The sequence below is a fragment of the Roseovarius sp. genome (assembly GCF_040223625.1).
GTDB lineage: Bacteria > Pseudomonadota > Alphaproteobacteria > Rhodobacterales > Rhodobacteraceae > Roseovarius.
The window spans coordinates 24,809-38,691 of record NZ_JAVKFX010000074.1 but is presented as its reverse complement, the minus strand read 5'-3'; the positions used below and the strand labels follow the sequence as shown (position 1 = coordinate 38,691).

Sequence of the window (13,883 nt, the reverse complement as noted above, 5' to 3'; positions counted from 1 at the left end):
GGGGCCAGCCTGCCAATGCCATCCCATTCCGAGACCCGGACGATGCCGTACACCGCCCAGCAGATGTACGACCTCGTGGCGGATGTCGAGTCCTACCCCGAATTCCTGCCATGGACGGCCGCCGCGCGCATCCGCAAGGTCACGCCGCGCGATGACGGCGCCCGGGTGATGGAGGCCGACCTGGTGATCAGCTTCAAGGTCTTCCGAGAAAAGTTCGGCAGCAAGGTGACGCTCTGGGACGAGGCGCGCGTGATCGAGACGGAATACCTCGACGGGCCGTTCAAGTACATGAAATCCAACTGGAAATTCGAAGAGGCCGAGGGCGGCTGCAAGGTGCATTTCGACGTCGATTTCGAACTGCGCAACCGGCTTTTGCAATCCGCGTCGGAGTTCTTTTTCTACGAGGCGATGAAGCGCGTCGTGAAGGCGTTCGAGACCCGCGCGAAGGAGCTTTACGGGCATGGCTGAGCTGGCCGGACGTGTCGCAGATTTCGCCCTGAACGGGCAACCGGAGGAGGCGGCGCTTCAGGTGATGCGCCTCTCGCTGCTCGACTGGGCGGCGGTGGGGATCGCCGGGCAGAATGAGCCGGTGTCGGTGCTGCTGCGCGAACAGGCCGAGGCCGAGGGCGGCGCCGAGGAGGCTGCCATCTTCGGCAGCGCCACCCGCGTGCCGGGGCGGATGGCGGCGCTGGTGAACGGCACGGTCAGCCACGCGCTCGATTATGACGACACGCATTTCGCCCATATCGGCCACCCCTCGGTGGCGGTGGTGCCCGCCGCGCTGGCCGCGGCAGAGATCGCCGGGGCAGGCGGCATGGCGTTCCAGCAGGCCGCGCTGATCGGGGCCGAGGCCTCGGTGCGCATCGGCGTCTGGCTGGGGCGCGACCATTACCAGGCGGGCTTTCACCAGACCGGCACGGCGGGCGCCTTTGGCGCGGCGGTGGCGGCGGGCCGGCTTCTGGGGCTCGACGAGGGGCAAATGCGGATGGCGCTGGGGTTGGTCTCGACCCGCGCCTCCGGCCTGAAGTCGCAATTCGGCACCATGGGCAAGCCGATGAATGCCGGCATCGCCGCGCAGAACGGGCTGGAAGCGGCGCTTCTGGCGCGGCGCGGTTTCGTCAGCAATCCCGACGCCATCGACGGGCCGCAGGGCTTCGGGCCCACGCATCACGGCATGGCCGATATGGCCGCACTCGACGGGCTGGGCACCGCGTGGCTCTTCCCCGGCGTGCATCACAAGTTCCACGCCTGCTGTCACGGGCTGCACGCCGCGCTCGAGGCGATCGGCACGCTGCCTGACACGCCGGACCCGATCGAGGCGATCACCGTGCACACCCATCCGCGCTGGCTGAGCGTGTGCAATATCGAGGCGCCGAAGACGGGGCTGGAGGCGAAGTTCAGCTATCGCGTGGCGCTCTCCATGGCGCTCTGCGGGCGCGATACGGCGCTGCTCGAGAGCTTCTCGGCCGAGACCTGCGCCGATGCCGAGATCGAGGACATGCGCGCCCGGATCGATGTGAAGGCCGACGAGGGCCTGAGCGAGATGCAGGCGCGGGTGATCGTGACGCTGGGCGACGGGGTGACGCGGGAGCTCTACCACGATCTCGACGCCGATCCGGGGCTGAGCGTGCGCCGGCAGAAGGTGCAGGACAAGGCCGCGCGGCTGATCGGCGGCGACAGGGCCGAGGCGATCCGCGACGTGATCGACCGGGCGGCCGCGCCGGAGGAGTTCGCGGCGCTGATCGCCGGTTGAAGGCTTACGACAGCGCCTTGTCGAGCAGGGCCAGCGCGTGGTTGCGGGCGAGGGTGCGGACGGTGTCGCGCCCCTGTGCGCCGAATTCCTGCGTTTCCGTTCTCGTGGGCTGGCCCGCCATCGCCACGCCGAAGCAGACGCGGCCCTCGGGCTTGTGCTCCGACCCGCCGGGGCCGGCGATGCCGGTGATCGAGACGGTGAGCTGGGCATAGGAGTTCTTGAGCGCGCCCTCGGCCATTTCGCGGGCGATCTCTTCCGAGACCGCGCCGAACTCGGACAGGGTGCGCGGCGAGACATCCAGAAGCTCGATTTTCGCCTCATTTGAGTAGGTTACAAGGCCACGTTCAACCACGTCGGACGATCCGGGAATGTCGGTCAGCGCGGCGGCCACCATGCCGCCGGTGCAGCTTTCGGCGGTGGCGATTTTCACGCCCTTCGCCCGGGCCTTTTCCAGCAATGCACTCACGTTCATACTATCACCCCGTGCGATATCGCGGCAAGGATCACCACGCCCACGGCGGCGAAGACCCCGGCGATCACGTCATCCAGCATCACGCCCGTCGCGTCGCCCTTCCGGTCGGCCCAGCCGATGGGGCCGGGTTTCCAGATGTCGAAGAGGCGGAACAAAAGGAAGGCTGCGATCCAGCCGGGCCAGAGCGCGGTGAGGTCGGCCCCCACATGCGCGGCGCCGATCGAGACAGGCAGGAAGGCGATCCACTGGCCCACCAGCTCGTCGACGACGATTTCGGAAGGGTCGTGGTTGTCGCTGCCATGGGTTTCCCGGGTCGTGGCCCAGAAGCCCAGGAAATAGAAGGCGATTATCGCGAGGATCAGCAGCCATGGCCCGGCCAGCACGTGAAGCCCCCAGGCCAGCGGCAGCGCCACGAGCGAGCCCCAGGTGCCGGAGGCGGGCCGCATGTGGCCCACGTAGCAGACGGTGGCGATCAGGTGGCTGAGCCTCATTTCGGCACCAGTGTCACAGCCGCCTGCGCGGCGATGCCTTCCTCGCGGCCAGTGAAGCCGAGCCGTTCCGAGGTGGTGGCCTTGACCGAGATCCGGTCGGGCGCCACCCCGGTGATTGCGGCCAGCGCGGCCTGCATGGTGGGCGCGTGCGGCGTGACCTTGGGTCGTTCGCAGACAAGAGTGACGTCCATGTTGTTGATCCTGTAGCCTTTTTCCCCGGCAAGCGTGACGGCATGGGAGAGGAAGACGTGGCTTTCGACCCCCTTCCATTGCGGGTCGGTGGGCGGGAAGTGCCGGCCGATATCACCCTCCGCCAGCGCGCCGTAGATCGCGTCGGTCAGCGCGTGCATCCCCACATCGGCATCGGAATGCCCCTGAAGCCCGCGCCCGTGGGGCACCGCCACGCCGCAGAGCATCACGTGGTCGCCCTCGCCGAAGCGGTGCACGTCGAAGCCGGTGCCGATCCGTATGTCCATGTCTCGCAAAATCCGTTCTGCCCGGGCGAAATCGCCCGCGTTGGTGATCTTGAGGTTGCTCTCGTCCCCCTCGACGATCTCTACCGCGATCCCGGCGGTGCGCGCCACCTCGACATCGTCGGCGGCATGGCCCGGATGCGCCCGGTGGGCGGCGAGGATGGTGTCGAAGGCAAAGCCCTGCGGGGTCTGCGCGCGGTAGAGGCCGGCGCGGTCCTGCGTGCCGGTCACCTGGCCCCCGGCGCCCTGCCAGAGCGCGTCGGTCACGGTGAGCGCCGGCGCGGCGGCCAGCGCGCCGCCTTCCAGTGCGGAAAGCACGCGGGCGATCAGGGCGGGGCGGATGCAGCAGCGCGCGGCGTCGTGGATCAGGACGGTGTCGATTCCGGAACCTTCAAGCGATTCCAAACCGTTGCGAACCGAAGCTGACCTCGTGTCGCCGCCCGCCACGACGCTCAGCCCCGCGCGCGGCGCGATGCGGTCCAATTTGTCGGGATGCAGCACCACGACGACTTGGCCCACCTCCGGCACCGCCTCGAACGCCGCCAGCGTCCAGTCGATCACGCGCTTCTGGCCGAGGCCCTGCCATTGCTTCGGCAGGTCCCCCCCGGCACGGGTGCCGCGCCCGGCGGCGACGATGATGGCGGCGGTTGTCATGTGCCCTGATAGCGTGGCGGCGGCGGCGGTTGCAACAGACACCGCCCGCCGCCGTGCCGGCGCCCCGCGCGAGGCCGCGGGACGGTACATCCGGAAGGGGAGTTTACGCCGGGTTACCGTGGATATATGCCTAAATAATAGGCATCGCGATCCGGCGGCCGGCTTTTATGCCCTTGAAATATTGTCCCTCCCGCAAGCCGACCGTAAATAGAGGGTACTGCACAAGGATTAAGCACGTGACCATTCGTCTGTCCGACAAGGCGCTGTCGCCCCAGGTGTTCCTTGCCCCCATGGCCGGGATCACCGACCTGCCGTACCGCAAGCTGGTGGCGCGATTCGGTGCCGGACTGGTGGTGAGCGAGATGGTCGCGAGCCAGGAGATGGTGCAGGCCAAGCCCGGCGTGCGCGAGAAGGCCGAGCTTGGGCTGGAGCAGGCGGATACCGCGGTGCAGCTTGCCGGCCGCGAGGCGCACTGGATGGCCGAGGCCGCGAAACAGGTCGAGGGCAACGGTGCGAAGATCATCGACATCAACATGGGCTGCCCGGCGAAGAAGGTGACATCGGCCAGCGGCACGGGGGCCAGCGGCTCGGCGCTGATGAAGGATCTCGACCACGCGCTGACGCTGATCGAGGCGGTGGTGGACGCGGTCAGCGTGCCGGTGACGCTGAAAACCCGGCTGGGCTGGGATGACAACATGCTCAACGCGCCGGAGCTGGCGAAACGGGCCGAGGCGGCGGGGGTGCAGATGATCACCATCCACGGCCGCACCCGCTGCCAGTTCTACAAGGGCCGTGCCGACTGGGCCGCGATCCGGGCCGTCAAGGAGGCGGTGCGCGTGCCGGTGATCGCCAATGGCGACATCACGGGGACCAAGGACGCGCAGGAGGCGCTGCGGCTGTCCGGCGCCGATGGCGTGATGATCGGGCGCGGGGCGCAGGGGCGGCCGTGGCTGCTGGCGCAGGTGGCGCACGAGATGGGCAGCGGCCCGGCGCCAAAGATTCCGGACGGAAAAGAACGCGAGGACATGGTCGCAACCCATTACGAAGACATGCTTAATTTCTATGGAACAGAGCTTGGCACCCGCGTGGCGCGCAAGCACCTGGGCTGGTACATGGACGGGGCCGGCACGGGCCCCGAACTGCGCAAGCGGGTGCTGACCAGCCGCGATGCCGGCGAGGTGCTGCGCCTTCTCCCCGACGCGCTGGCCGATGGCGAGAGGGCCGCCGCATGAGCGCCGACGACGCCATCTGGACCTCGCTGCCGGTGCCCGCGCTGGTGCTCGACGCAGGCGACCGCATCGCCCGGATCAACCCGGCCGCCGAGGGCTTCCTGATGAGCTCGGCCCGCGCCGTCACCGGCCAGCCGGTCTGGGACAAGCTGGCGGTCGACGCGCCGCTCGAAGAGGCGCTGGAACGCGCCCGCCGCGACGGCTCGCCGCTTTTCGTCAACGATGTCGACGTGGGCACGGGCGACCGGGCGCCGCTGCAGTGCAACCTCCAGATCGCGCCGCTGTCGGGCGAGGCGGGGCACATGGTGCTGCTGATCTCCCCGCGCGAGCTGGCGGGGCGGGTGAGCCAGGGACAATCGGTGAAATCCGCCGCGCGCTCGGCCATCGGCATGGCGGAAATGCTGGCGCACGAGATCAAGAACCCGCTGGCCGGGATCACCGGCGCGGCGCAGCTCCTGTCGATGAACCTGAGCAAGGATGACCTGGAACTCACCGACCTGATCGTCAGCGAAAGCCGTCGCATCGTGGGCCTCCTGGAACAGGTCGAGCAGTTCGGCAACGTCTCGGCGCCGCGGCTGCAGGCGGTCAACATCCATGACGTGCTCGACCGGGCGCGCCGCTCGGCCATCGTGGGCTTTGCCGCCGACATGACCGTGATCGAGGATTACGACCCCTCGCTGCCGCTGGCGCTTGGCGATCCGGACCAGCTTTTGCAGGTGATCCTGAACCTCGTGAAGAACGCCGCCGAGGCCGCCGGCAAGGCGGGCGGCACGATCCGGCTGCATTCCTATTATGAACAGTCGCTGCGCGTGCGCCGTGGCGAGGGCAAGGGCAAGACGCTGCCCCTGCAGGTGGAAATCATAGATGACGGCCCGGGCCTTCCGCCCGAGATCGCGGCGGAGGTGTTCGAACCCTTCGTGTCGGGCCGCGAGAACGGCACCGGGCTGGGGCTCGCGCTGGCGGCCAAGATCATTTCGGACCATGACGGCTGGATTTCCGTCTCGTCCGTACCCGGGCGGACGGTGTTCCGCATATCGCTGCCGCTGGCGCCCAAGGAGATGGAGGAAGACTGATGGATGGTACTGTACTGGTGGCCGATGACGACCGCACGATCCGGACGGTTCTCACGCAGGCGCTGACGCGGGCGGGCTGCAAGGTGCATGCGACAAGCTCGCTGACCACGCTGATGCGCTGGGTGGGCGAGGGCAAGGGCGACGCGGTGATCACCGACGTGATGATGCCCGACGGGAACGGGCTGGAAATGCTGCCCAAGATCTCGCAGGACCGGCCCGGCCTGCCGGTGATCGTGATCTCGGCGCAGAACACGATCATGACGGCGATCCAGGCGGAGGAGGCGGAGGCCTATGACTACCTGCCCAAGCCCTTCGACCTGCCGGACCTGATGAAGCGCACGGCGCGCGCGCTCGATTCCCGCAGCCGCGCCGCCCAGCAGGCCGAGGTCGAGGACAAGCCGGACGAGCTGCCGCTGATCGGCCGGACGGCGGCGATGCAGGGGCTCTATCGCGTGGTGGCGCGTCTGATGAATACCGACCTGCCCGTGCTGATCACCGGCGAGTCGGGCACCGGCAAGTCGCTGATCGCGCGGGCGATCCACAACTTCTCCGACCGGCGCACGCTGCCTTTCGTGACGGTGACGCCCGCCGACCTCGCCGACCTGGAAGGGCCGTCGAAGGTGATGGCGCGGGCGCGCGGCGGCACGGTGGTGCTGGATGAGGTGGGCGATCTGGACACCGCCGCCCAGGCCCGCGTGGTGCGGATGATGGACGCGCCCGGCGATCACGTTCCGCGCTTCATGGCGACCAGCCTTGGCCGTCTGGCCGACCGGCTGGAGGCGGGCGAGCTGCGCGAGGATCTCTATTACCGCCTGTCGGGCGCCGTGGTCGAGGTGCCGGCGCTGCGCTCGCGGGTCGACGACATTCCGCTGCTGATCGAGCATTTCATGGCCCGCGCCGAGCGTGACGGCCAGCCCGCCCGGCACCTGTCGGCGGATGCGATGGAGCTGATGCGCGCCTATAGCTGGCCCGGCAACGTCCGCCAACTCGAGAACATGGTGCAGCGAATCGGCCTGACCGCCCGCGGGGTCGAGATCACCCGCAGCGAGGTCGAGGCGGTGATCGGCAACCAGCCCGAGGCGGCGCCCGTGGTGGGCACCGGCGGCGGCGAGAGCCTGTCGGATTCCGTCGCCCGCCACCTGCGCCGCTATTTCGACCTGCACGGCACCCAGCTTCCGCCGCCGGGGCTTTATGCCCGGATTCTGAAGGAACTGGAGTCTCCACTGATCGAGATCGCGCTGGACGCCACCAGCGGCAACCAGGCCAAATGTGCCGACCTGCTCGGGATCAACCGCAATACTTTGCGCAAGAAGATCACCGACCTTGATATTCGCGTGACACGCCGCCGCAAGTTGATGTAAAACTGCAACATCTGGTGTGGCCAATTGGGGCCACTGTGCTGACGGCGCCCGAACATGACCCAGATATTGGGGGGCGTCGCAGCATCGTAACAACCTGATGGGGGTGGTCCGTGGCGACCCGGACACGCAGATTCTCGTGGGACACGGTCAGCCGCCTTCGGCGCCTGCGCCGCGTACAAACCGCCGCGACCTTCGGCCTGGTGGTGCTGGGGCCGGTCCTGGCGCTGGTGACCTACCTGGTGATGGGCCCGCTCGACCAGGGCGCGTCGTCCAACATCCTGCGCATCGTGCTGCTGAGCGATCTGGTCTACGTGATCATGATCGCGGCGCTGGTGATGCAGCAGCTCATGCAGATGATCGCCGCCCGCCGCCGCCGCTCGGCCGGCTCGCGCCTGCACCTGCGGCTGACCGGCGTGTTTGCCATCATGGCGCTTCTGCCGACGATCACCGTGGCGGTCTTTGCCACGCTGTCGGTCAACATGGGGCTCGAGGCGTGGTTCTCCGACCGGGTGGGCCGGGTGGTCGACAACTCCGTCGCCGCCGCCCAGGCCTACGAGGACGAGCACCGCCGCGACCTCGTCACCGACGCCCAGGCGCTGGCCTCCGTCATCAACGCCACCAAGCGCGCGGCAGTCTTCATCGACGACGGCCAGATCCGGCAGGTGCTGTCGCGCGGCCAGCGGGAGATCCAGCGCGGGCTGCGCGAGGCCTTCGTGATCGACGGCACGGGCGAGATCCGGGCGCGCGGCGAACGCTCCTACCTTTTCGACTACGAGGAGCCGACAGCCGAGCAGATCACGCAGGCCGACGAGACCGGCGTGCTGGTGATCCAGGACTGGGACAACAACGAGTTCCGCGCGCTGATGCCGCTCGAGGAAATCCCCGACCGCTACCTCTATGTCAGCCGCAATGTCGACGGCGCCATCCTCAACCTGCTGGACGACACCAAGGAAACCGCCCGCTTCTACGAACAGCGCGAGAGCGAGCGGGGCCGGGTGCTGTTCGAGTTCGGGCTGCTCTACGTGGGCTTCGCCGTTATCCTCATCCTCGCCGCGATCTGGTTGGGCATGTGGTTCGCCGAGCGCCTGTCGCGCCCCGTGGGCCGGCTGACCAGCGCGGCGCAGCGGGTGGGCGAGGGCGATCTCGACATCCGCGTCCGCGAGGAGGGCGGCGGCGACGAGATCGCCATGCTGTCGACCTATTTCAACCAGATGACCCGCCAGCTGAAGGGCCAGCGCGAGCGTTTGCTGGCCAACACCCAGCAGATCGAACGCCGCCGGCGGCTGTTCGATTCCGTGCTGGGCTCGGTCTCATCGGGCGTGGTGGGGCTCGATGCCAAGGGGCGCGTCGCCTTCGTCAACCGCGCCGCCGAGCGGCTGCTCGACTGGCACGACGACCAGCAATCGCTTGAGCTGAGCTATGCGGTGCCCGAATTCGGCGCGCTGTTCGAGCGTCTCCAGGCCAGCGCCTCGGGCTTCGTGCAGGAGGAGATCAAGGTCAGCCGGGGCGGGCGGATGGAAAACCTTCTGGTGCGCATGTCGACACGGCGCACCGAGCAGGGCAAGCGCGAGGGCTACGTGGTGGCCTTCGACGACGTGACCGACCTCGTCGCCGCCCAGCGGATGGCGGCCTGGGGCGACGTGGCCCGCCGCATCGCCCACGAGATCAAGAACCCGCTCACGCCCATCAAGCTGTCGGCGGAGCGGATCAACCGCAAGTTCGGCCGCGTGCTGACCGACGAGCAGAAGGACAGCCTCGAACAGCTGACCGGCGTGGTGATCCGCCAGACCGACGATCTGCGCCGCATCGTCGACGAGTTCTCGAAATTCGCCCGCATGCCCGAGCCGCAGACAAGGCAGGAAGACCTGATGAGCCTGTTGCGCGAGGCGGTGCTGCTGCAGGAGGCGGGCCAGCCCGACGTGCGGTTCGAGACCGACATGCCCGAGGGCGCGGTCTGGGCCGATCTGGATGCCACGATGATCAGCCAGGCCCTGACCAACCTGATCAAGAACGCCGGCGAAGCAATTGAAAGCCTTCAGGAAAAAGGCGCCCCCGATAACCACCGGCCGACCATCCGCATCAGCGGCGAGATGACCGGAGAGGAGGCGGTGATCCGCATCGCCGACAACGGCATCGGCCTGCCCGAGGACCGCTCGCGCCTGTTCGAGCCATATGTCACCACGCGCGAGAAGGGCACCGGCCTCGGCCTGCCCATCGTCAAGAAGATCATCGAGGAGCACGGCGGCCTCCTGACGCTGGAAGACGCCCCGGCCTTCGAGGAGGGCGCCCGGCCCGGGGCGATGGCGGTCATCCGGCTGCCGGTCCTCGCCACGGCGCAGGCCACCGACCAGAACAGACAAGCGGTATGAGGTTCAAATGAGCGATATTCTGATCGTTGACGACGAAAGAGACATCCGGGAACTGATCTCCGATATCCTCGAGGACGAGGGCTTCACCACCCGTCTCGCCGGCAATTCCGACGAGGCGATGGCCTCGATCGGGCAGGAGCCGCCGGCGCTGCTGATCCTCGATATCTGGCTGAAAGACAGCAACATGGACGGGATCGACATCCTCAAGACCGTCAAGCGCGACTATCCGGACGTGCCCGTCGTCATCATCTCGGGCCATGGCAATATCGAGATCGCCGTCGCCGCCATCAAGCAGGGCGCCTACGACTTCATCGAGAAGCCCTTCAACATCGACCAGCTTCTGGTCGTCATCCGCCGCGGTATGGAAACCAGCCGCCTGCGCCGCGAGAACATCGCGCTCAAGCGCCGCGGGGCGGAACCCTCGGAGATGCTGGGCCAGAGCCCCGCCTTCCGCACGCTGGTCAGCCAGCTCGACAAGGTGACCAAGTCGAACGGGCGGGTGATGCTGACCGGGCCCGCCGGCTGCGGCAAGGAACTGGCCGCCCGCTACATCCACGCCCATTCCAACCGGGCCGACGGGCCGTTCGTGTCCGTGAGCTGCGCCTCGATCGAGCCCGAGCGGATGGAAGAGGTGCTCTTCGGCCGCGAAAGCGACGAGCGGGGCGTCGAACCGGGCCTCCTGGAAGAGGCCAATGGCGGCGTGATCTATTTCGACGAGGTGGCCGACATGCCGCTCGGCACCCAGTCGAAGATCCTCCGCGTGCTGGTCGACCAGACCTTCCTGCGCGTCGGCGGCTCGGACAAGGTGCAGGTCGACCTCCGCGTCATCTCCTCGACCTCCCGCAACCTCGAGGCCCAGATCGCCGCCGACCGCTTCCGCCGCGAGCTCTATCACCGGCTGAACGTGGTGCCGATCAGCGTGCCCAGCCTCGAGGAGCGGCGCGAGGACGTGCCCGACCTCGCCAGCCATTTCATCGAGGTGCTGAACCGCGAACAGGGTCTGCCCCTGCGCAAGATCAGCGGCGAGGCGAGCGCGCTTCTCCAGACGATGAGCTGGCCCGGCAATGTCCGCCAGCTGCGCAACGTGATCGAGCGGGTGCTGATCCTCGGCGAGAGCAGCGGCGAGATCGGCGCCAAGGAACTGCCCGGCGATTCCCAGGGCCCGGTCGACGAGGGGCGCGTGGTTCTGTCGGGCACGGTGGCCACCATGCCGCTCCGCGAGGCGCGCGAGGCGTTCGAGCGGGAATACCTGCTCACCCAGATCAACCGCTTCGGCGGCAATATCAGCCGCACCGCCGAATTCGTCGGCATGGAACGCAGCGCCCTGCACCGCAAGCTGAAGAGCCTCGGCGTGGTGACCGGCAACAAGGGCGTGAAGCAGACCGAAGCGGAGGATGCCGACTGAGCGGGGCAGGGCCCGGAGGGACGCTCACTGGCGGCGGAATTGCGGCCTGAAGCGCGCGATTGCAAACACGGCAAGCCCGATCGTGCAGATCAATGCGAGGTAGCCGAACGACGTTTCATAGCCCCAAAGCGCCGAGACCGCCCAGTAGCCGAACAAGAGCCCGATCCGCATGAGGCCAACGCCGGCGGACACCGTGGCAAAGAAGTTGCCGATCCTCCGGTTTCCCACCTCGTTCATGGCTGCGGTCTGCCATGTGATCCGGCTAAGCCCGTTGCTGACGCCCCAGATGACGGAGCTGAGATAAAGAACCGCCGGGGTCGGCAAGGCCGACGGCACCAGGCAGAAAATCAGGAATCCCAGTAATGTCAAAGAGACGACTTGCCGCTTTCCCGTCTCGATCCAGCTTCGCCCGCCGAGCAGACCCGCTGCAATCGCCCCGATCGTGTAGAAGACGCTTGTGAGGGCGAGCACCTCTCCCGGATACCGCAACAGGTCGATGATAACGATCGGCTTGATGACGTTGAGCAGCATCACGCAGATAAACGGGACGCTTCCGCAGAAAGCCAAAAGCATCAAGGAGAGCGGGAAAGATTGCACTGCAGCTGTTTCCGGGTCTCCTTCGGCGATGTCTTCGGGCACCTTGGTGGGCAGCTTGCAGAGCACGACCAGCGCCGCGATCAGCATGCCACCCGCAGACGCCCACAAGACCGAAGACAGCGAGGCCGGATCCTGTGCAAAGAAGAACGCCGCCGCTCCTCCGGCGAAGAAGGTCGATATCTGGCCTTCTATTTCCAGGATGCCGTTGTACCGGCCAAATTGCCCTTCCGATACGATCTCACGGGTGATGGCCGAGCGGATGACATAGTAGAAAAACAGGTAGATCTGCCCGCAGAAGAAGATGGCCAGCATCAAGGCCGTGTTCGTCGGCGCAACCGCCAACACTGCGAGGAGCACGGCCATCCCGATCATCGCGGTTGCAAACAACCTGCCGCGCGGGGTCGAATCCACCAGCGCTCCGCTTCTCTGCCGCAGCAGGAAGAGAACGAGCATCGCCACGGCGCTGACTGCGATCAGTGCGCTGCCGCCCAGGGTCTTCACGATCAACCACGGCAGGGCAATCAGGAAGACGCCCATCGAGACAGAGGACAGGAAATTCGCGAGAATGAAATACGTGAGCCTGCTCATCCCGGTCCTTCCTGACAGCGGAGGCGAGGAGGATCAGGCCTCAAGTATGCTTGAGATCAATATGATTTTATCATTGAAATACAGTATATTGATATAAATGCGTTTATCGACCGGCACTCTGGCACCGCGCCCGCGTCCCGCCCGAACCCCGCATGGACCTTCCGGACCTTGCCGCTCACCCGCAATCGGCGTTGCGCGGGCCACAACATCTGGCGTGTCCCCGCACCGCACGCCACATCAACCCCCGTGCGGGCGGTCATTTGCACCGACGCGATACCGACAAAATACCGACGTTATACCGACATCGGAAATTCAGCAAAATCAGTCCATTAACCCCGATTCGCCGCCCCGTGACGGTGCACCCCCGTCAATACACCGCCAACGGCACCCCGGGAGAGCCGGTCGCCCCCCGGATCGGCATCGGCGCGAAGATATAGGCGAATTCCGAAATTTCGGCGTCGATCAGCCGCTCGCTTTCCACGTTGTCATGCAGCAGGATGCCGTGTTTCTGGGTCAGCGCCAGCGACACCGGGAAATCCCGTTCCGGCCCTTCGTTTACAGGCTGAACCCCCACCGTCCAGGCATCCGTCGCCACCAGCGCCACCTCGCGCTCGATCAGCCATTCGGCCACCTCCAGCCCGATGCCCGGCGCGCCGGAGAGGTAGGTGTCATTGTCCGCGATCCAGTGCCGGCCCCAACCGGTATGGAACACCACCGCGTCGCCATTGCCGGGTTCGTTCACGCCGAACCAGTCGAGCGCCTTCTCGATATTGGCCACGGTGATCTCCTGTCCCGCCTCCATCGGCCCGCCGTTCACGGTGACCATGTCGATCAGGATGCCGCGGGTGAAGATGGGCTTCAGGTGCTCCACCCCGGCCTCGCCGGGGCCGTCCTCGGGGGCGACCTCCTCCGGGGTGAAGCCGTTGAAAAAGCGGGGGTCTTCGCCGCCGGTGCCGGTGTGGCCCAGCCCCTCGAGATAGGTGCCGGCGGTCAGGGGGCCGTTCAGCGTGGTCTCGATCCGGGTGGACGTGTCGTCCCGGCGCGTGGTCCGGCTGAGCGTGTAATCCTGCCCCGGTCCCAGCGGCATCTCGGGCCGGTACTCGCGCCCCAGCGGCACCACGCGGCCGCGCCGGATGATGTTGGCGGCCTCGATGGCGTTCAGCTCGGTCATCAGCACCGACGCCCCGGCCTTGTTGGGCAGGCCCAGCGGCCCGCTTCCCTCCTCCTGCGCCGCCGGGGGCAGGGCCGTCAGGCACAGGGCCGCGCCGGCGGCGGCGATCATGAGGCGTGTCATCGGCAATGTCCTTCCCCGACCGTTTCGCTCTGACATCACTAGAGCGCAGCGGGCGGCCACGGATCAACCGGAAATCCGCACCGCGCGGTGCCGCTGGGGCAGGGCGCCAAAGGCAATTGACCCC

The 13,883-nt window shown here is 67.2% G+C and carries 12 protein-coding genes; 7 read left to right on the top strand and 5 right to left on the bottom strand.

The window, feature by feature from the left end; all coding sequences use genetic code 11:
- Positions 1-15: 15 nt before the first annotated feature.
- Both RLN94_RS21225 and RLN94_RS21220 read left to right on the top strand, forming a co-directional pair.
- Complete coding sequence (locus RLN94_RS21225) at positions 16-468, top strand: type II toxin-antitoxin system RatA family toxin (protein ID WP_350158432.1); 453 nt, start codon at positions 16-18, stop codon at positions 466-468.
- A complete protein-coding gene (locus RLN94_RS21220; RefSeq protein WP_350158433.1) occupies positions 461-1,753 on the top strand; it encodes an MmgE/PrpD family protein in 1,293 nt (430 codons plus the stop codon). The genes RLN94_RS21225 and RLN94_RS21220 overlap by 8 nt, the downstream gene beginning before the upstream one ends.
- A 4-nt stretch (positions 1,754-1,757) precedes the next feature.
- On the opposite strand, the gene RLN94_RS21215 is transcribed toward RLN94_RS21220, so the two are convergent.
- Genes RLN94_RS21215 through RLN94_RS21205 form a run of 3 tightly spaced genes read right to left on the bottom strand, consistent with a single transcriptional unit; the run spans position 1,758 to position 3,843 of the window.
- The gene (locus tag RLN94_RS21215; RefSeq protein WP_350158434.1) at positions 1,758-2,225 is read right to left on the bottom strand and encodes a CinA family protein; all 468 of its coding nucleotides are present in this window, start codon (positions 2,223-2,225) and stop codon (positions 1,758-1,760) included.
- The gene (locus RLN94_RS21210) at positions 2,222-2,716 is read right to left on the bottom strand and encodes a phosphatidylglycerophosphatase A family protein (protein WP_350158435.1); all 495 of its coding nucleotides are present in this window, start codon (positions 2,714-2,716) and stop codon (positions 2,222-2,224) included. The genes RLN94_RS21215 and RLN94_RS21210 overlap by 4 nt, the downstream gene beginning before the upstream one ends.
- The gene (locus RLN94_RS21205; protein ID WP_350158443.1) at positions 2,713-3,843 is read right to left on the bottom strand and encodes a bifunctional 2-C-methyl-D-erythritol 4-phosphate cytidylyltransferase/2-C-methyl-D-erythritol 2,4-cyclodiphosphate synthase; all 1,131 of its coding nucleotides are present in this window, start codon (positions 3,841-3,843) and stop codon (positions 2,713-2,715) included. Before RLN94_RS21205 ends, RLN94_RS21210 begins: the two co-directional genes overlap by 4 nt.
- Before the next feature lie 236 nt (positions 3,844-4,079).
- Between RLN94_RS21205 and dusB the strand changes: the two genes are divergently transcribed.
- From dusB to ntrX, 5 genes are all read left to right on the top strand, one after another.
- Complete coding sequence (dusB, locus tag RLN94_RS21200) at positions 4,080-5,075, top strand: tRNA dihydrouridine synthase DusB (protein ID WP_502949373.1); 996 nt, start codon at positions 4,080-4,082, stop codon at positions 5,073-5,075.
- Complete coding sequence (locus RLN94_RS21195; protein ID WP_350158436.1) at positions 5,072-6,145, top strand: two-component system sensor histidine kinase NtrB; 1,074 nt, start codon at positions 5,072-5,074, stop codon at positions 6,143-6,145. The genes dusB and RLN94_RS21195 overlap by 4 nt, the downstream gene beginning before the upstream one ends.
- Complete coding sequence (locus RLN94_RS21190) at positions 6,145-7,506, top strand: response regulator (protein WP_350158437.1); 1,362 nt, start codon at positions 6,145-6,147, stop codon at positions 7,504-7,506. The genes RLN94_RS21195 and RLN94_RS21190 overlap by 1 nt, the downstream gene beginning before the upstream one ends.
- Positions 7,507-7,616: 110 nt before the next feature.
- Positions 7,617-9,875 (top strand): sensor histidine kinase NtrY-like, encoded by a 2,259-nt coding sequence (locus RLN94_RS21185; RefSeq protein ID WP_350158438.1) that lies wholly within the window; start codon positions 7,617-7,619, stop codon positions 9,873-9,875.
- 7 nt (positions 9,876-9,882) lie between these two features.
- Positions 9,883-11,280, top strand: a complete 1,398-nt coding sequence (gene ntrX / locus RLN94_RS21180) for a nitrogen assimilation response regulator NtrX (protein ID WP_350158439.1) — start codon at positions 9,883-9,885, stop codon at positions 11,278-11,280.
- Positions 11,281-11,304: 24 nt separating this feature from the next.
- Here the strand turns inward: ntrX and RLN94_RS21175 are convergent, their stop codons facing one another.
- Both RLN94_RS21175 and RLN94_RS21170 read right to left on the bottom strand, forming a co-directional pair.
- Positions 11,305-12,465: an MFS transporter gene (locus RLN94_RS21175; RefSeq protein WP_350158440.1), complete on the bottom strand. Its 1,161-nt coding sequence runs from the start codon at positions 12,463-12,465 to the stop codon at positions 11,305-11,307.
- 367 nt (positions 12,466-12,832) lie between these two features.
- On the bottom strand, positions 12,833-13,759 hold the full coding sequence (locus RLN94_RS21170) for a cyclase family protein (protein WP_350069452.1): 927 nt from the start codon (positions 13,757-13,759) through the stop codon (positions 12,833-12,835).
- Between the last annotated feature and the right edge of the window lie 124 nt (positions 13,760-13,883).